This is a genomic window from Micromonospora sp. WMMA1947 (assembly GCF_027497355.1).
Classification (GTDB): Bacteria; Actinomycetota; Actinomycetes; order Mycobacteriales; family Micromonosporaceae; genus Micromonospora.
Map to the genome: position 1 here is coordinate 5,350,008 of NZ_CP114909.1, position 16,198 is coordinate 5,366,205.

At 73.1% G+C, this 16,198-nt stretch carries 19 protein-coding genes; 7 read left to right on the plus strand and 12 right to left on the minus strand.

The window, feature by feature from the left end; genetic code table 11:
• Positions 1-336: 336 nt before the first annotated feature.
• From mshC to O7604_RS25230, 7 genes are all read right to left on the minus strand, one after another.
• Positions 337-1,575 (minus strand): cysteine--1-D-myo-inosityl 2-amino-2-deoxy-alpha-D-glucopyranoside ligase, encoded by a 1,239-nt coding sequence (gene mshC / locus O7604_RS25200; protein ID WP_281578006.1) that lies wholly within the window; start codon positions 1,573-1,575, stop codon positions 337-339.
• A 67-nt stretch (positions 1,576-1,642) separates the two neighbouring features.
• On the minus strand, positions 1,643-2,461 hold the full coding sequence (locus O7604_RS25205; protein WP_281578007.1) for an SCO1664 family protein: 819 nt from the start codon (positions 2,459-2,461) through the stop codon (positions 1,643-1,645).
• A complete protein-coding gene (locus O7604_RS25210) occupies positions 2,458-3,039 on the minus strand; it encodes a DUF3090 domain-containing protein (RefSeq protein ID WP_269706469.1) in 582 nt (193 codons plus the stop codon). Before O7604_RS25210 ends, O7604_RS25205 begins: the two co-directional genes overlap by 4 nt.
• An 87-nt stretch (positions 3,040-3,126) precedes the next feature.
• Positions 3,127-3,840: a histidine phosphatase family protein gene (locus O7604_RS25215; protein WP_269706470.1), complete on the minus strand. Its 714-nt coding sequence runs from the start codon at positions 3,838-3,840 to the stop codon at positions 3,127-3,129.
• Between the two features lie 64 nt (positions 3,841-3,904).
• Positions 3,905-4,525, minus strand: a complete 621-nt coding sequence (locus O7604_RS25220; protein WP_281578008.1) for a hypothetical protein — start codon at positions 4,523-4,525, stop codon at positions 3,905-3,907.
• Positions 4,526-4,662: 137 nt separating this feature from the next.
• Positions 4,663-5,499 carry an undecaprenyl-diphosphate phosphatase gene (locus O7604_RS25225; RefSeq protein WP_281578009.1) on the minus strand — a complete coding sequence of 279 codons (837 nt, stop codon included), beginning with the start codon at positions 5,497-5,499 and terminating at the stop codon, positions 4,663-4,665.
• Complete coding sequence (locus tag O7604_RS25230; RefSeq protein WP_269706473.1) at positions 5,496-6,548, minus strand: LLM class F420-dependent oxidoreductase; 1,053 nt, start codon at positions 6,546-6,548, stop codon at positions 5,496-5,498. Before O7604_RS25230 ends, O7604_RS25225 begins: the two co-directional genes overlap by 4 nt.
• Positions 6,549-6,712: 164 nt before the next feature.
• On the opposite strand from O7604_RS25230, the gene O7604_RS25235 reads away from it, so the two are divergent.
• Entirely contained in the window at positions 6,713-7,681 is a 969-nt protein-coding gene (locus O7604_RS25235; RefSeq protein WP_013286071.1) for an aldo/keto reductase, read from the plus strand.
• Between the two features lie 69 nt (positions 7,682-7,750).
• Entirely contained in the window at positions 7,751-7,942 is a 192-nt protein-coding gene (locus O7604_RS25240) for a DUF5703 family protein (protein ID WP_030274256.1), read from the plus strand.
• A gap of 54 nt (positions 7,943-7,996) precedes the next feature.
• Here O7604_RS25240 and O7604_RS25245 read toward each other — a convergent pair whose 3' ends face one another.
• Together O7604_RS25245 and O7604_RS25250 are read right to left on the minus strand one after the other, a co-directional pair.
• Positions 7,997-8,650, minus strand: coding sequence for a hypothetical protein (locus tag O7604_RS25245; RefSeq protein WP_013286069.1), 654 nt, complete (start codon positions 8,648-8,650; stop codon positions 7,997-7,999).
• A 61-nt stretch (positions 8,651-8,711) separates the two neighbouring features.
• Entirely contained in the window at positions 8,712-10,040 is a 1,329-nt protein-coding gene (locus O7604_RS25250) for a M20/M25/M40 family metallo-hydrolase (protein ID WP_281578010.1), read from the minus strand.
• Between the two features lie 128 nt (positions 10,041-10,168).
• Between O7604_RS25250 and O7604_RS25255 the strand changes: the two genes are divergently transcribed.
• Genes O7604_RS25255 through O7604_RS25265 form a run of 3 tightly spaced genes read left to right on the plus strand, consistent with a single transcriptional unit; the run spans position 10,169 to position 12,077 of the window.
• Positions 10,169-10,786 (plus strand): hemerythrin domain-containing protein, encoded by a 618-nt coding sequence (locus O7604_RS25255; protein WP_281578011.1) that lies wholly within the window; start codon positions 10,169-10,171, stop codon positions 10,784-10,786.
• Positions 10,787-10,833: 47 nt separating this feature from the next.
• Positions 10,834-11,820, plus strand: a complete 987-nt coding sequence (locus tag O7604_RS25260) for a LysR family transcriptional regulator (protein WP_281578012.1) — start codon at positions 10,834-10,836, stop codon at positions 11,818-11,820.
• Positions 11,821-11,840: 20 nt separating this feature from the next.
• Positions 11,841-12,077: a hypothetical protein gene (locus O7604_RS25265; RefSeq protein ID WP_269706478.1), complete on the plus strand. Its 237-nt coding sequence runs from the start codon at positions 11,841-11,843 to the stop codon at positions 12,075-12,077.
• A 50-nt stretch (positions 12,078-12,127) separates the two neighbouring features.
• Here the strand turns inward: O7604_RS25265 and O7604_RS25270 are convergent, their stop codons facing one another.
• The 3 genes from O7604_RS25270 to O7604_RS25280 all read right to left on the minus strand — a co-directional run bounded on the left by O7604_RS25270 (position 12,128) and on the right by O7604_RS25280 (position 15,260).
• A complete protein-coding gene (locus O7604_RS25270; RefSeq protein ID WP_269706479.1) occupies positions 12,128-12,478 on the minus strand; it encodes a DUF3140 domain-containing protein in 351 nt (116 codons plus the stop codon).
• Complete coding sequence (locus O7604_RS25275) at positions 12,478-12,648, minus strand: hypothetical protein (RefSeq protein ID WP_269706480.1); 171 nt, start codon at positions 12,646-12,648, stop codon at positions 12,478-12,480. The genes O7604_RS25270 and O7604_RS25275 overlap by 1 nt, the downstream gene beginning before the upstream one ends.
• Positions 12,649-12,710: 62 nt before the next feature.
• Complete coding sequence (locus O7604_RS25280; RefSeq protein ID WP_269706481.1) at positions 12,711-15,260, minus strand: ATP-dependent Clp protease ATP-binding subunit; 2,550 nt, start codon at positions 15,258-15,260, stop codon at positions 12,711-12,713.
• A gap of 111 nt (positions 15,261-15,371) precedes the next feature.
• Here O7604_RS25280 and O7604_RS25285 point away from each other — a divergent pair, with 111 nt between their 5' ends.
• Entirely contained in the window at positions 15,372-15,749 is a 378-nt protein-coding gene (locus tag O7604_RS25285) for a hypothetical protein (RefSeq protein WP_281578013.1), read from the plus strand.
• Positions 15,750-15,935: 186 nt separating this feature from the next.
• Positions 15,936-16,196: a hypothetical protein gene (locus tag O7604_RS25290; RefSeq protein ID WP_013286060.1), complete on the plus strand. Its 261-nt coding sequence runs from the start codon at positions 15,936-15,938 to the stop codon at positions 16,194-16,196.
• Positions 16,197-16,198 lie beyond the last annotated feature (2 nt).

Sequence of the window (16,198 nt, forward strand, 5' to 3'; positions counted from 1 at the left end):
GAAGAGTCACCCAAGTGATCATCGATGCCGAACCCTAACGGCAACCAGCCGAACCGATCACCACACACATAGAAGCGTCTTGCACTTCGCGCCCCGGCAAACGGAACATTCACGACACCCTCGGGGCCACAACCGCAAGATCGCCGGCTGGGCACGCCGAGTGGAACACCACGGGTGTCAAACGGCCCTCGACACACCCATCACGTTCCACCCGCCCTCAGGCTCGCGCGATCTTGCGGTTGTGGCCCCCGCAAACCATGCAAAAGGGGCGAGCTGCGGGCCGTAAGTGCAAGATCGACGCGCGGGAGGGGCGGGACGGCGCGCGGGAGGGCGGGGTTACAGGGCGATGCCGAGGAGGGCGTCCACGGTGTCGGCGAACAACTTCGGGGCGACCGGGTCCTCGGTGACGCCGTCAAGGGCTCCGTCGGCCCAGCGGTCGGCCGCCGCCAGGGCACCCGGCGTGTCCAGGTCGTCGGCCAGGCGCTCGCGTACCTCGGCCAGCAACGCCGCGCCCGACGGCCCGGCCGGCGCGGCGGCGGCCCGCCGCCAGCGGCCCAGCCGCTCCTGCGCCTCGGTGAGCAGCTCGTCGGTCCAGGAGCGGTCGCTGCGGTAGTGCCCGCTCATCAGCGCCAGCCGCACCGCCATCGGGTCGACCCGGTCGGCCCGCAGCCGGGAAACGAAGACCAGGTTGCCCTGGGACTTCGACATCTTCTCCCCGTCCAGGCCGATCATGCCGGCGTGCACGTAGTGGTCGGCGAACGGCGCCTCGCCGGTCAGCCGCTCGGCGTGCGCGGCGGAACACTCGTGGTGCGGGAAGATCAGGTCGTTGCCGCCGCCCTGCACGTCGATCCGGTCGCCGAGCAGGTTCAACGCGATGACCGTGCACTCGATGTGCCAGCCGGGACGGCCCGCGCCCAGCTCGCCGCCGGGCCAGGACGGCTCGCCCTCACGGGCGCCGCGCCACAGCAGCGGGTCGAGCGGATCGCGCTTGCCGGCACGCTCCGGGTCGCCGCCGCGCTCGGCGAACAGCTCGATCATCTGCTCGCGGGACAGGTTCGACTCGTAGCCGAACCGGGGCGCGGCGGCGATGTCGAAGTAGACGTCGCCGGTGCCGTCGTCGAGGCGGTACGCCGCGCCGTCCTTCAGCAGCACCAGCACCTTCTCGGCGATGTCCGGGATCGACTCGACGGCGCCGACGTAGTGCGCCGGCGGGATCATCCGCAGCGCCTCCATGTCCTCGCGGAACAGCGCGGTCTCCCGCATAGCCAGGACCTTCCAGTCCTCGCCGTCGCGCTCGGCGCGCTCCAGCAGCGGGTCGTCGATGTCGGTGACGTTCTGCACGTACCGCACGTCGAGGCCGGCGTCGCGCCACATCCGCTGCACCAGGTCGAACGCGATCATGGTGGCGGCGTGCCCGAGGTGCGTCGCGTCGTACGGGGTGATGCCGCAGACGTACATCGAGGCCGCGCCCTCGGGCCGGCTGGGATGGGCGCCCTGCCGTGCCGAGTCGTACAACCGCAGCGGCACGCCCTCACCCGGCAGCCGTGGCACCTCGTGTCCCGCCCAAGACTCCATGACCGCCAGCCTAACGATCCGTCAGGCGCTCAGGTGCCGCCCCACGGGTGATCAACGCGACAACAGCTCACATCGGTGGCCAGGGCATCGCCGGCCACTCCTGCGGCGGCAGCGGGAACCGGCCGGACTCGCGCAGCCGCCGGACCCGTTCCGCCAGCGCGGTCAGCTCCCCGATCGTCAGGTGCTCGGCCAGTTCCTCGCCCAGTGGGCCGGCCAGCTGCCCGGCGAGGCCGTCGAGCATCTCCACCGCGTCCGGCGGTAGCTCGCGGCCGGCCCAGCCCCACAGCACCGTCCGCAGCTTCTCCTCGACGTGGAAGCTCACGCCGTGGTCGACGCCGTAGATGCGGTCGTCCGGGCCGACGAGCACGTGCCCGCCCTTGCGGTCGGCGTTGTTGATCACCGCGTCGAGCACGACGAGCCGGGCCAGGCGGGGGTCGTCGGCGTGCGCCAGCGCGTACGCCGCCCCGTCGTCGTCACGGGCCGCGGCCACCGGGAACCAGCGCGGCGGAACCTCCCGCGCCGGCACGAACCCGACGAGCGGCTCGGCCTCGTCCGGCTCGTCGATCCAGAGCTGGCACGAGCCGGGACCGAACGGGCCGTCGCGCAGCACGGTGGGCGGCACCAAGTCCCAGCCGGTGGCCCGGGACACCAGGTACGCGGACACCTCCCGGCCGGCGAGCGTGCCGTCCGGGAAGTCCCAGAGCGGGCGCTCGCCGCGTACCGGCTTGTAGACGCAGTGCGCGGTCACGTCGCCGAGGGCGATGACACCGCGCAGCGTCGCGTTGGAGGCGTCGACGAGCCGCCCCTGGAGGGTCAGCTCACCGTCGGCGAGCAGCCGCAGCGCCTCGGCGCCGTCCTGTCGGGGCTGCAGTTCCGACGAGGTCACCGGTGATAGCCGTTGTGCCGGGGGCAGAGGTGACCGGCCGGGTCGAGCGGCTGGCCGCACAGCGGGCAGGGAGGCCGGCCGGCGTTCACGACACGCTTGGCCCGCTCGATGAACTCGCGGGTCGCCTCCGGGGTCAGCCGGACCCGCAGGCGGTCGAGGTCGTCGTCCGGTTCGTCCGGGTCCTCGTCGGCGTCGTCGTCCGCGTCGCCCAGCTCGACCTCGACCTCCGCCTCACCGACGGCGATCGCCTCGATCACCACGGTGGCGGTGTCCACGTCGAAGGCCAGGCCCAGCGTGCCGACCCGGAACTCCTCGTCCACGGGCGTGTCGAGCGGCTCGTTGTCACCGGTCGCCGCGGCGGCCGTCTCCGGCAGCTTCACGCCGAACCGGCGCTGCGCCTCGGTGAGCAGCTCCTCGAGCTTCTCGGCGAGCAACGACACCTGGACCTTCTCCAGCGACACGCTGACCAGCCGGCCGCCGCCGCGCGCCTGGAGGAAGAACGTGCGCTCCCCCGGCGGGCCGACCGTACCGGCGACGAACCGCTCCGGCGGCTCGAAGGCGTGCACCTGGTGCGTCATACCCACGACCCTATCCGGCGTGTGGAAGCACCGCGCAGCCCACCGACGCCGAATCCGCCCAGAGCGAACGCGCCGCGTACGCCGGGCTCACCCGGCCGCGCCCGCGCCCCCGCCGACCGCCGCATCGGACTCCGCCGGTCGCGCCGCGCGCCGACGGCGCTTGCGCGGCGGCGGGACCAGCGCCGACAGGTCGCCGCCGGTGTCGTTGAGCCGGACCAGGAACGGCCGGAACGGGGTGTAGCGGATCGCCGTGACCGACGCCGGGTCGGCCACGATCCGCTGGAAAAGATCAAGGTGTACGCCGAGCGCGTCCGCCACGATCGCCTTGATCACGTCGCCGTGGCTGCACGCCAGCCAGATCGCCTCCGGCCCGTGCTCGGCGGTGACCCGCGCGTCCCACGCCCGTACCGCGGCCACGGCGCGCGCGGACATCGCCGCCATGGACTCGCCCTGCGGGAACGCGGCGGCGCTCGGGTGCTGCTGGACCACCGGCCAGAGCGGCTCCTTCGCCAGCTTCTTCAGCGACTGCCCCTCCCAGTCGCCGTACCCGCACTCGATCAACCCGTCGTCCACCACCGGTTCCACGCCCGGCAGGGCCAGATCGAGGGTCTGCCGGCAGCGGATGAGTGGGCTGGTCACCACCGCCGCCAGCGGCAGCCCGGCGAGGCGCGCGCCGACCGCAGCCGCCTGCGCGCGGCCGGTGTCGTCGAGCTCGACCGGTTGCCGCCCGGCCAGGCCGCCGTCGGCGTTCGCGGTGGTCCGGCCGTGTCGCAGAAGTAGAAGGGTCGCCACGCTGACCACCCTAGGCGGTACGCCCCTCGGATGATCGTCCCGCCACGACAGGCCGCGTTCCGGTGGTGTGGCCCTACTCCCGGTACACCCATCTGCGGAACCTGTCGGCCGCGTCCGACGCGCCGTCGGGCTCCGCCAGGGACCGCAGGGACCGCAGCGATGCCCGGTGCCGCCGGACCAGGAGCGCGACCCAGACGACCACCACCGCCCACAGCACCAGAGAGATGCTGCGGTACCGCCTGACCGCCGCGTCGGTCCGTGCCTCGGCCTCCGCCCTGACCTGGAACGCGTCGTAGATCACGGTGCCGTCGACGACGAAGGTCTCGGCTGTGACCCGGTAGGTCGCGTAGTCGTACAACCGTGCGCGCTCCAGATCCGGCCGGGGATCCCTGCTCATCTCGAATCGGACCGGCGTGCCGGGCATCAGTTCCTCGCGAGGCACCTCTCGTACGCTGAACTCGACCCGGGGGTGCTCGCGGAGCAGCACCCGATGGACCACGACGCCGAGGTTTCTGCTTCCCCCCGTCGTCTTTTCCAAGGTCTCCCGTACCGAGTCGACTGTGCCCGTCACCACGAACATCTCCGCCGGCAGTTCCGGCTTGTCGAAAGGCTCAGCCAGGTTCCACACAAAGGCCGCCAGAATGCCGATCATCACGGGAACGCCGTACAACGGTTTGAGGCGGAAGCGCGACATGCGGGTGACAGTAACCACCCCCGGCCACCGGGCCGCGCCGTCGCACACGCCGCGCGGCCCGACGTGGCCGGGTGGGCGACGAAGCCGAAGGCCGGCCACCTCGGACATCGGGGTGGCCGGCCTCTCGCACGACGACGTCAGGTGGCGCTGATCGTGCCGGTCGCCAGCAGGCAGATCACCAGGCTGCCCAGCGCCACCCGGTACAGCACGAAGACGTACAGCGTGTGGTGGGCGACGTAGCGCAGCAGCCACGCGATGGCCGCGTACCCGACGGCGAACGCGATGAGCGTCGCGATCACCATCTGCGCCACGCTCGGCGCGGCGGTGCCCGGCGCGGACGGCTCGAACACGTCCGGCAGGCTGAACAAGCCGGAGATCACCACGGCCGGGATGGCCAGCAGGAACGAGTAGCGGGCCGCGGTCTCCCGGGTGAGGTTGAGCAGCAGGCCCGCGGTCAGGGTGCCGCCGGACCGGGAGACGCCGGGCACCAGCGCCGCGGCCTGGGCGAAGCCCATCACCACGCCGTCGCGCATCCGGAAGTTCTCCAGCGTACGGGTCTGCCGGCCCCAGTACTCGGCGAAGGCCAGCAGCATCGCGCCGAGAATCAGCGTGCAGGAGATCAGCCAGAGGTTGCGGCCGGCGGTGCGGATCTGGTCCTTGAAGATCAGCCCGAAGATGCCGATCGGGATGGTGCCGACGATGACGTACCAGCCCATCCGGTAGTCGAGGCTGGACCGCACCGAGCGGTCGACCAGGCCCACGAACCAGGTGCGGACGATCCGCCCGATGTCCCTGGCGAAGTAGATCAGCACGGCGGCCTCGGTGCCGAGCTGGGTCACCGCGGTGAACGACGCGCCCGCGTCCCGGTCGAAGAACAGGGCCGAGGTGATCCGCAGGTGCCCCGACGAGGACACCGGAAGGAACTCGGTCAGCCCCTGGACCAGGCCCAGGACGATGGCCTCGATCCAGGTCACTCCCCGACTCCGGACAGCTCCAGGGCCTCGGCGACGGTACGCAGGGTCTGCACCCCGCTCTCCCGGTCGGCCACGAACAGCGACACCGACAGTGTGGTCACGCCCGCGGCGGCGTACTCCCGCATCCGCTCGGCGATGCGCTCCTTCGGGCCGAGCAGCGAGGTGCGGTCGATGAACTCCATCGGTACGGCGGCGGCCGCGTCGCGCTGCCGCTTGGCCAGGTAGAGGTCCTGGACCTCGCGGGCCGCGTCGCCGTAGCCCATCCGGGTGGCGAGCTGGTTGTAGAAGTTCTGCTTGCGGCTGCCCATGCCGCCCACGTACAGCGCGGCGTACCAGCGCACCAGCTCGGCGCAGGTGGCGACGTCGTCGCCGACCACGACCGGCACGGACGGCACCACGTCGAAGCCGGCCAGCTCCTTGCCCGCCGCCGCGCGCCCGGCGCGCACCGAGGCGAGGTGCTCCTCGGCGAACTCCGGGGAGTAGAAGACGGCCAGCCAGCCGTCGGCGATCTCGCCAGCCAGTTCCAGGTTCTTCGGGCCGACGGCGGCCAGGTAGATCGGGATGTGGTCGCGCGGCGGGTGGAAGCCCAGCCGCAGCGCCTTGCCCGGGCCGTCCGGCAGCGGCAGCGTGTAGTGCTCGCCGTCGTACGCGACCTCCTTGCGGGCCACCGCCAGCTTGACGATGTCGACGTACTCCCGGGTGCGGGCCAGCGGCTTGGCGAACCGCACGCCGTGCCAGCCCTCGGAGACCTGCGGGCCGGACACGCCCAGGCCGAGCCGGAACCGGCCGCCGGAGAGCGTGTCGATGGTCGCCGCGGTCATCGCGGTCATGGCGGGCGTCCGGGCCGGGATCTGCATGACCGCCGAGCCCACGTCGATGCGCTCCGTCTGACCGGCGATCCAGGCCAGCATGCTCGGCGAGTCCGAGCCGTACGCCTCCGCGGCCCACACGACCGAGTAGCCGAGCCGGTCCGCCTCCTGGGCCAACGCCAGGTGGTCGAACGGCGTGCTCCACGCCGTCTGGTATCCGAGGTTGAGCCCGAGTCGCACTGATCCTCCCACCGTCCGCACCACAGGTCGCATCAGGTTACGCAATGAGCGTGGCACCCTCGACGTCCGGCTCACCCCGAACATGTCACACCGGGCGGAGGTCGCGCGGGAACTTGACTGCGGCGAGGATATCCGTGACGCCAGGTTCGAAATAAGGTTCACGCATGCAACAGCGACCGCTCGGCCGAAGCGGGCTGGCGGTATCGCGGCTCGCGCTCGGCACCATGACCTGGGGACGGGACACCGACGCCGACGACGCGGCCGCCCAGCTGAAGAGTTACCTCGACGCGGGCGGCAACCTCGTCGACACCGCCGACGTGTACGCCGACGGCGACGCCGAGTCGGTGATCGGTTCGCTGCTGGGCAGCCTGGTGGACCGCGACGAGCTGCTGATCGCCACCAAGGCGGGCCTGCGGCCGGGCAGCCGCCGCCGGGACGGCTCGCGCGGGCACCTGCTGCGCACGCTCGACGCCTCGCTGCGCCGGCTCGGCACCGACCACGTCGACCTGTGGCAGGTCCACGGGTACGACCCGGACACCCCGCTGGAGGAGACGCTCTCGGCCCTGGACCACGCCGTGTCCAGCGGCAAGGCCCGCTACGTGGGTGTGTCGAACTTCTCCGGCTGGCAGACCGCCCGGGCCGCCGCCTGGCAGGCCGCCTGGCCCGGGCGCGCCCCGGTGGTCGCCGCCCAGGTGGAGTACTCGCTGCTGGAGCGCGGCGTGGAGCGGGAGGTGCTGCCCGCCTGCGCGGGGATGGGGCTGGGCGTGCTGCCCTGGTCGCCGCTGGGCCGGGGCGTGCTGACCGGCAAGTACCGCAACGGCCGCCCGGCCGACTCGCGGGCGGTGTCGCCGCACTTCGAGCGGTTCGTCGCGACGTACCTGGAGCCGCGCTGCTCCAGCATCGTGGAGGCGGTCGCCATCGCGGCCGGCGGGCTCGGCGTGTCGCCGCTGGAGGTGGCGCTGGCCTGGGTGCGGGACCGGCCGGGCGTGACCGCGCCGATCCTCGGCGCGCGCACCGTCGGGCAGCTGCTCGGCGCGTTGCAGGTGGAGCGGATGACGCTGCCGGAGGAGATCGTCACCGCGCTGGACGACGTGTCCGCGGTGCCGGTGGGCTACCCGGAGCGCGACGGCTGAGCCGCGCGGGGCGATCCGGGTCACCCGCAGGGGGTGGCGGAGGGCCCCCGACCTGGGCAGCATAGGGGCATGGACTACGAATACGCGCCGCTGCGGTTGCCCTCGAACGTCGATCGGCTGACCGCCGCGGCGCAGCTGGCGATCCAGGCCGAGTTCTCCGGCTGGGAGCTGGCCCGGGTGCGGCTCTACCGGGACGGCACGCGGCAGGTGGTGCTGCGGCGCCGCCTGGTCAACCAGTCGCAGCCGGGCCTGTCGTACTGACGGGCCCGTCCCCGGGGCCGCGCGACGCGGCGCCGCCCCGGGGACGCGCACGGCCTAGTGCGCGTGGTCGTGCTCCTCGTCGAGCTCCATGAACGGGTGCTCGTCGAGCCGGCCGACCAGCCGGTCGTCGGCGGCCGGCTGGAACGGGCCGACCGGGTCGTCGTCGTCGAACGACTCCAGGTCGACAGGGGTGCCGACCTCGCTGACCATCACCACACCGTCCAGCGGCTCCAGCTCCGGCACGTCGAGCGCGGACAGCGAACCGTCGCCGCTCTGCAGCAGCTCCAGCACCGCCTCGCCGACCCCCTCGACCGGCGCCGGCTCGTCCTCCTCCGGGGTGCCCTCCCGGCGGGCCGCCTCGGCCGCGCGCAGCAGCGCGGCGACGCTCGGCACCCGGTAGTCGCGCCGCTGCCGCACCGAGATCACCCGCGGGTGCGGGTCGGTGGGCTCGCCGCCCTCCACGGCGCCGAAGCGCTCGTCGGCCTCGTCCGGGTCGATCGACTCCACGTCCCAGGGCGTCACCTCGCCGAACGCGTCGAGCAGCTGCTCGTCGTAGGCGAACGAGGCGTTGTTCAACGCGACGTACGCCTGCCAGACGGCGTCGTCGTCGATCCGGCCCTGGGCGGCCCGGACGGCGGCCAGGTGGGCGCGGGCCGCGTCGATCACCCGCTCGAGGGCGGCGTCCAGCTCACCGTGCTGGTCGGTCATGTGTGGCAGTCCCTTCGCGATGGGGGGAGGTTCCGCGCCGGCGGCGCCGCGGCGGGCGCGGTCAGCAGGTACGGAGGAAGCGGTCCAGAACCCGCACGCCGAACTGTAGTCCGTCCAGCGGGACCCGCTCGTCGATGCCGTGGAACAGGCCGGAGAAATTGAGGTCGGCGGGCAGCCGCAGCGGCGCGAAACCGAAGCAGCGGATGCCGAGCTGGGAGAACGCCTTGGCGTCGGTGCCGCCGGAGAGCATGTACGGCACCGGATGCGCGCCCGGATCCTCGGCGCGCAGCGCCTCCGACATCCGCGCCACCAGGTCACCGTCGAACGTGGTCTCCAGGGCCGGCTGGCGCTGGACGTACTCGATGGCGATGTCCGGCCCGACCAGCTCGCGCAGCTGCCGCTCCAGTTCCTCGCTCTGCCCGGGCAGGCTGCGGCAGTCGATGGTGGCGGTGGCCCGGCCGGGGATGACGTTGTCCTTGTAGCCAGCGGCCAGCCGGGTCGGGTTGGCGGTGTTGCGGATGGTCGCGCCGATGATGTTCGCGATCGGGCCGAGCTTGGCGATCGCGGTCTCCGGGTCGTCCGGGTCGATCTCGATGCCGAGCACGTCGGACACCTCGGCCAGGAACGCCCGCACGGTGTCGGTCATCACCACCGGGAAACGGTGCCGGCCGATCCGGGCGACCGCCTCGGCGAGCGCGGTGACCGCGTTGTCGTCGTGCACCATCGAGCCGTGGCCGGGGCGGCCCTTGGCGTGCAGGCGCAGCCAGTCGATGCCCTTCTCGGCGGTCTCGATCAGGTAGAGGCGACGCTGCTCGTCGACCGAGTAGGAGAAGCCGCCGACCTCGCCGATCGCCTCGGTGCAGCCGTCGAACAGGTCGCGGTGCTGCCGGGTGAGGAAGTGCGCGCCGTAGTCGCTGCCGGCCTCCTCGTCGGCGGTGAACGCGAGGACGACGTCGCGCCGGGGGCGGACGCCGGTGCGCTGCCAGTCGCGGACCACGGCGAGCACCATCGCGTCGAAGTCCTTCATGTCGATCGCGCCGCGGCCCCACAGGTAGCCGTCGCGGATCTCGCCGGAGAACGGGTGCACCGACCACTCGTCCGGGTCGGCGGGCACCACGTCGAGGTGGCCGTGCACGAGCAGCGCGTCGCGGCCGGGTTCGGTGCCGGGGATCCGGGCCACCAGGTTGGCCCGGCCGGGCGCGGACTCGTGGATCTCGGCGTCGACGCCGACCTCGGCGAGCTTCTCCGCGACGTACTCGGCGGCGCGCCGCTCCCCCACGCTGGTGTCGTTGTCGCCGGTGTTCGTGGTGTCGATGCGCAGCAGGTCGCGGCAGAGGTCGACGACCTCGTCGGTGGCGTCGGATCGGGTAGGGGCGGCGTCGCTCGTCATCGCTTCCTTATACCAGCAGGTGAGGTGGGCGCGGGCCGCCAGTGCTCCGGCGGCGGTTTCGCGGATCGCCCGGCCGGGTACCGCCGGACCGCCCGGACATCGACTCCGGCCGTCACGAGGAGGGCACCATGACCGTCCCCCTGCCGCCGCTGCCGCCGGCCGCCGACGACGCCTACCGGCCGGGCGGGCGAAGCGTCGCCGACCTCGTGGACACCGAGCACCGGGCGCTGCTGGGGCTGGCCGACCGGGTCACCGACCCGGCGCTGGATGCCGCCGCCCGGCGCGAGGTGCTCGACGTCCTGACCGCCGCGGTGTCCCGGCACCTGTCCGCCGAGGAGCAGTACCTGTTCCCGGCGGCCCGCGCCGCGATGCCGGACGCCGCCGAGCTGGTGGAGCGGGAGATCGAGGCCGACGCCGGGCTGCTGACCGCGCTCAAGGAACTGTCCGGCGCCGACGATCCGGCGGTCGCCGACGTGGCCGAGCGGGTACGCCGGCACGTCAGCCGCGTCGCGGCGCTGGTCACGCCGCTGCGGGAGGTGGCCAGCGACGCCGAGCTGATCCGGCTGGGCAACCGGTGGGAGATCGCGGAGGAGGCGGCGCCGACCCGGCCGCACCCCGGTACGCCTGCCACCCCGCCCTGGAACAAGATCGTCGAACCGGCGGTCGGGGTGCTGGACAAGGTGCGCGACGCGGTCACCGGACGGCGTACCCGACTGAGTGACCTGGAACACCGCCGGCAGGGCTGAGCCGATCGACCCTTTCGCGTATCGATTAGTGGTCCTACCGTCACGGTATGGATCTGGAGCTGCGACACCTGCGTGTGGTCTGCGCGATCGCGGAGACGGGGAGCGTCACGAAGGCCGCCTCGGCGCTCGGCCTGGCCCAGCCGGCGTTGACAGCCCAGCTTCAGCGGATCGAACGGGCGCTGGGCGGTCCACTGTTCGAACGGGACCGCCGCGGCGCCCGTCCCACCGCGCTGGGCGAGCTGGTGCTGGACCGGGCCCGGGTCCTGCTGCCGGCGATGAAGGGCCTGCGGGACGAGGCGGCCCGGATGGCCGGCGCGGGCGATCCGCTGCGCCGGTACCGATTCGGCGGGGTGAACAGCCCCATCCTGGGCCGGCTGGTGCACCGGCTCGCCGCCGAGCGGCCGGACGCGCAGATCACCACGTACGGCTCCTGGTCGGTGGACGAGCTGGCGCAGATGGTCGCCGGTGGCCGCCTCGACTTCGCGCTGACCGGTGTGTGCGGCGACTCGACACCGTCGGCCGGGTTCGGGCTGAGCTGGCGGGAGGTGGCGGTCGAGCCGATCTGCGTGCTGCTGCCGCAGACCCACCCGCTCGCCGCCCAGGACGAGGTCGACCTGGTCGACCTGCGGCGCGAGCAGTGGGTGGCCGCGCCGGGCGACGGCTGCTTCGGCGACTGCTTCGCCGCCGCCTGCGCCCGCTCCGGCTTCACCCCGAAGAAGGTGTACGAGGCGGACGTGCGGGCCGCGCTGGACCTGGTGGACGCGGGTGAGGCGGTGGCGTTGTGCCAGGCCACGTTCCGTCCGGTGGCCGGGCTGGTGACCCGCCGGCTGGCCGGTACGCCGCTGCGCTGGCGGCTGCTGCTGGGCTGGCATCCGGACGTGCCGGCCGCGGCGGTGGCCGAGCCGGTGCTGGCGGCGGCGGTCGCGGCGTACACCGACGCGCTGGCGAACCACCCCGAGTACCTGGGCTGGCTGCTGGCGCACCCGGAGTTCGGTGTGCAGCCCAGCGGCTCGGGCGGGGTGCGAATCGCCTGAACCCGGGTAACACCGGCGACATGACTGATCTGTATCCGGCCGCCGACCAGCGGGAACTGCTGCGCCAGGCGGCCACCGCGCACACCACCGCCGCGGCCGAGGTGGAGGCGTTCCTGCGCCGGTTGCCGGAGGTGCCGGGCCCGGCCGACGTGACCGAGTACGCCAACCTGCTCAGCCGCGAGGAACGCGCCCGCGCCGACCGGCAGGCCGCGGCGGACGCGGCCGGGCTGCAACTGCCCAGCCTGGAGTCGGAGTAGCCGGCGGCGCCCGGGCGGGGTGATCCGCCCGGGCGCCGCCGGCTTTCGGCTCAGCGTTCGACGAGGACGTCGTGCCCGAGGTCGAGCAGGGCGTGGCGCCACTCGTCGTCGGCGTTGCCCCGGCGTGGCCGCTGCGCGGTCAGCTCCCGGATGCGGCTGATCGCCTCCCGCATCACCTCGATGTCCTCCGGCGTGAGGTCCACCTTGCGCTTGCGCAGCACGGCGAGGATCTGCCGGCCCGGCTCGGGCAGGTCGAGGTCCGGGTCCGGACCGAACGCCTCCTCCCCCGAGCCACGGGTGAGCAGCCACTGCCGCAGCGTCTCGGAGGACACGTTCACCTCGGCGTGGAAGTCGTCCCAGATCACCTCGACCTCGGGGTCGAGTCGCGCCTCGCGTACCATCACGCCTCCTCTCCCGGCGGCGGCCCGGATGCCGGCTCGCCCTCGTTCGGTGTGTGCTGATTCAGACCCTCCGCCGGCACCCGCACCCGGGACGGGTTCGCCGTCGGGGTCGCCTCGATCGGCTCGCCGGCAGCGATGTCGTCGTCCGGGGTCTCCTCGGGTTCGGTCATGTCCGCCCTCCGGTCCTTCGGTGGCGGCCCGTCCCGGCGCGGCCGGGACGGGCGCCGGCCGGTCATCGGGGATGGGACGTGGTGGCCGGTGTGTAGCCCCGCTCACCGGCGGTGACGTCGAAGACGAGCTGGTCGTCGCGGGTGTCGACGGTGACCTTCTGCCCCGGGGAGATCTCGTTCTCCAGCAGCATCCGGGACAGCCGGTTGTCGACCTCGCGCTGGATCACCCGGCGCAGCGGGCGGGCGCCGAACTCCGGCTGGTAGCCGTGCTCGGCGAGCCAGTCGACGCCGGCGGTGCTGAAGTCGACCTGGATGTCCTGGGCGTGCATGCGGCGGCGGGTCTCCTCCAGCAGCAGCCCGGTGATCTGGCGCAGCTGCTCGGCCTCCAGCCGCTGGAAGATGATCACCTCGTCGATGCGGTTGAGGAACTCCGGGCGGAAGTTCTCCTGGAGCCGGCGCATCAGCCGCTCCCGCAGCTCGTCGCTCTCCTGCGCGCCGGGCGCGCCGCTGGCGAAGCCGACGGTGCGCTGGGTGCCGGTGATCAGCTCCGAGCCGAGATTGCTGGTCATGATCAGGACGGTGTTCTTGAAGTTCACGGTGCGGCCCTGGCTGTCGGTGAGCCGCCCGTCGTCGAGCACCTGGAGCAGGATGTTGAACACGTCCGGGTGCGCCTTTTCGATCTCGTCCAGCAGCACCACCGCGTACGGGCGGCGCCGGACCGCCTCGGTGAGCTGACCGGCCTCCTCGTAGCCGACGTACCCGGGCGGGGCGCCGACCAGCCGGCTGACCGTGTGCCGCTCCTGGAACTCGCTCATGTCGACCCGGACCATCCGGTCCGCCTCGCCGAACAGCGCCTCGGCCAGCGCGCGGGCCAGCTCGGTCTTGCCGACGCCGGTCGGGCCGAGGAACAGGAAGCTGCCCATCGGGCGGTCCGGGTCGGCCAGCCCGGTACGGGACCGCCGTACCGCCTCGGCGACGGCGCTGACCGCGTCGTCCTGGCCGATGATCTTCTCGTGCAGGTGCCCCTCCAGGCGCAGCAGCCGGTCGCGTTCCTCCTCGGTGAGCTGGGTGACCGGGATGCCGGTGGCCCGGGAGACCACCTCGGCGATCTCGGTCGGCCCCACCTCGGGCACGTGGTTGGGTCCCTCGTCGCCGCGGGCGCGGCGGACCTGGTCCTCCAGTTCGGCGAGCCGGTCGCGCAGCGCGGAGGCCCGCTCGTACTGCTCGTCGGAGACCGCCTGCTCCTTGTCCCGGCGCGTCTCGTCGAGCTGCTGCTCCAGCTCGCGCACGTCCTCGGCGGGGGTACGGGTCCGCAGCCGCACCCGGGCGCCGGCCTGGTCGATCAGGTCGATCGCCTTGTCCGGCAGGAACCGGTCGGTGACGTACCGGTCGGACAGCTCACCGGCGGCGATCAGTGCCTCGTCGGTGAACCGGACCTGGTGGTGCGCCTCGTACCTGTCGCGCAGGCCGCGCAGGATGGCGATGGTGTCGTCGACGCTCGGCTCGGGCACGAGCACCGGCTGGAACCGGCGGGCCAGCGCGGCGTCCTTCTCGATGCTGCGCCGGTACTCGTCGAGCGTGGTCGCGCCGATCACCCGCAGCTCGCCGCGCGCCAGGGCCGGCTTGAGCATGTTCGACGCGTCCATCCCGCCCTCGCTGCCGGCACCGCCCGCGCCGACCAGCGTGTGGATCTCGTCCAGGAAGATGATCAGCTCCTCGCGGTGGGCGCGGATCTCGTCGATCACCTTCTTCAGCCGCTCCTCGAAGTCACCCCGGTAGCGGGTGCCGGCGACCAGGCCGGACAGGTCCAGCTGGATCACCCGCTTGCCGATCAGCGTCTGCGGCACGTCGCCGTCGCAGATCCGCTCGGCCAGGCCCTCGACGATCGCGGTCTTGCCGACACCGGCCTCACCGATGAGCACCGGGTTGTTCTTGGTCCGCCGGGACAGGATCTCCACCGCCTGCTCGATCTCGTCGGCCCGGCCGATCACCGGGTCGATCTGGTCCATCCGGGCCAGCTCGGTGAGGTCCTGGCCGTACTGGTCGAGCGTCGGGGTGCCCCGGTCCGGGCGCGGGGCGTTCGCCGCGCCGCGCTCGGCGCTGGCCGCCTGCAGCGACTCGGGCTGGATCCGGCCGGCGGCGAGCATCCGGCCGGCCGGGGACTCGGGGTTCAGCGGCAACGCCATCAGGATGTGCTCGGGACCGATGTAGTTGGCGCCCATCGCGCGGGAGAGCTGGTGGGCGTCGAGCAACGCCCGCTTCGCCGCCGGGGTCAGCGACAGGTTCGGGGGCACCTCGCCCCGCGGCGCACCCTCGCCGGGCCCGCCCAGCGCGCCCAGCAGCGACTCCGGGTCGGCGCCGGCCCGGCGTACCAGGTCGCGCAGCGGCTCGCGCTGCAACGCCGCCCAGAGCAGGTGGTCGGTGTCCAGGTCGTTGCTGTGCTTCTGGGCGGCGCGGCGGGCCGCGTCGGCGAGCATCTCCCGGGCGTCGGCGGTCATCAGCCGCGTGATGTCGACCCGGTGCGCCGGCCGGCGTCCCCCCTCGCCCCGGCCGAAGTATCGGGCCAGGAACTCGTCCCAGGGGTCGTTGCCGAAGTCACCCGGTCCCATCATCTCGTCCTCCGCAGTCAGTCGGCACGACCGGCACCCGGCACGCGCGGCACGGTCGGCGGTGGCTACCCGGCGGTCGGCGCGACAAACGCGACCGGATGGCAGGCTGGGGGCATGGAGAGCAGACCGCTACTGGTCGTCGACGGCGCGAACGTGGTGGGCTCGCGCCCGGACGGCTGGTGGCGGGACCGGGCCGGCGCGGCGGCCCGGCTGCGCGACGCGCTGGCGCCCCTCGGCGAGGCGGGCGTGCCGCCGGAGCTGCCGCCACCGGTGCAGGTGGTGCTGGTGGTGGAGGGCGCGGCCCGGCACGTGCCACCCGCACCCGGTGTGGAGGTGGTCTCCGCGCCCGGCTCCGGCGACGACACGGTGGTCGAGCTGGTCGCCGCCGCACCGGACCGGCGCCGGGTGGTGGTCACCGCCGACCGGGAGCTGCGCGAGCGGGTGACCGCGCTCGGCGCGGAGGTGCGCGGCCCGCGCTGGCTGGGCCGTTAGCGCGGCCGGTCCCGCGAACGGGACCACCGCGTCCGCCGGCGGGACCACCGGGGACCGGGTACCGGGGTCTTCGCGCACGTCAGGGCCGGAACCGGACACGCGGGCGGCAACCACGCCAGGGTGGATGTTCGTCCACTCGTTCCGATGGGTTGTAATGGAGATCTCTTTTGCCCCCAGGAGGTCCCCGTGGCGAGCGTCGCCGAGCTGAAGGCCGCCATCGATGTCGCTCTCCAGCAGATCGGTGACGGCCAGACAGCGGTGCAGGCCGCCGGCGAGAAACTGGCCGAGGCGCAGCAGACACTGGCCGGCGCGCTGGAGGGCAGCGGCCACGAGACGGTCGAGGCGGCCCAGGCCTCGCTGACACAGGCGGGCCAGGAGCTGGAGGAGTGTCTGGCCGCGACACTGGTCGCGGTGGAACAGGCACAGCTCTACGTCGCGACGCTCTGAGG

Excerpts from the sequence above, each read along its gene's own strand:
- O7604_RS25235 (WP_013286071.1), top strand. The coding sequence starts at position 6,713 with ATGCAACAGCGACCGCTCGGCCGAAGCGGGCTGGCGGTATCGCGGCTC.
- O7604_RS25240 (WP_030274256.1), top strand. The coding sequence starts at position 7,751 with ATGGACTACGAATACGCGCCGCTGCGGTTGCCCTCGAACGTCGATCGG.
- O7604_RS25210 (WP_269706469.1), bottom strand. The coding sequence starts at position 3,039 with ATGACGCACCAGGTGCACGCCTTCGAGCCGCCGGAGCGGTTCGTCGCC.
- O7604_RS25285 (WP_281578013.1), top strand. The coding sequence starts at position 15,372 with ATGGAGAGCAGACCGCTACTGGTCGTCGACGGCGCGAACGTGGTGGGC.
- O7604_RS25220 (WP_281578008.1), bottom strand. The coding sequence starts at position 4,525 with ATGTCGCGCTTCCGCCTCAAACCGTTGTACGGCGTTCCCGTGATGATC.
- O7604_RS25280 (WP_269706481.1), bottom strand. The coding sequence starts at position 15,260 with ATGATGGGACCGGGTGACTTCGGCAACGACCCCTGGGACGAGTTCCTG.
- O7604_RS25260 (WP_281578012.1), top strand. The coding sequence starts at position 10,834 with ATGGATCTGGAGCTGCGACACCTGCGTGTGGTCTGCGCGATCGCGGAG.
- O7604_RS25270 (WP_269706479.1), bottom strand. The coding sequence starts at position 12,478 with ATGGTACGCGAGGCGCGACTCGACCCCGAGGTCGAGGTGATCTGGGAC.
- O7604_RS25250 (WP_281578010.1), bottom strand. The coding sequence starts at position 10,040 with ATGACGAGCGACGCCGCCCCTACCCGATCCGACGCCACCGACGAGGTC.
- O7604_RS25245 (WP_013286069.1), bottom strand. The coding sequence starts at position 8,650 with ATGACCGACCAGCACGGTGAGCTGGACGCCGCCCTCGAGCGGGTGATC.
- O7604_RS25255 (WP_281578011.1), top strand. The coding sequence starts at position 10,169 with ATGACCGTCCCCCTGCCGCCGCTGCCGCCGGCCGCCGACGACGCCTAC.
- O7604_RS25275 (WP_269706480.1), bottom strand. The coding sequence starts at position 12,648 with ATGACCGAACCCGAGGAGACCCCGGACGACGACATCGCTGCCGGCGAG.
- mshC (WP_281578006.1), bottom strand. The coding sequence starts at position 1,575 with ATGGAGTCTTGGGCGGGACACGAGGTGCCACGGCTGCCGGGTGAGGGC.
- O7604_RS25265 (WP_269706478.1), top strand. The coding sequence starts at position 11,841 with ATGACTGATCTGTATCCGGCCGCCGACCAGCGGGAACTGCTGCGCCAG.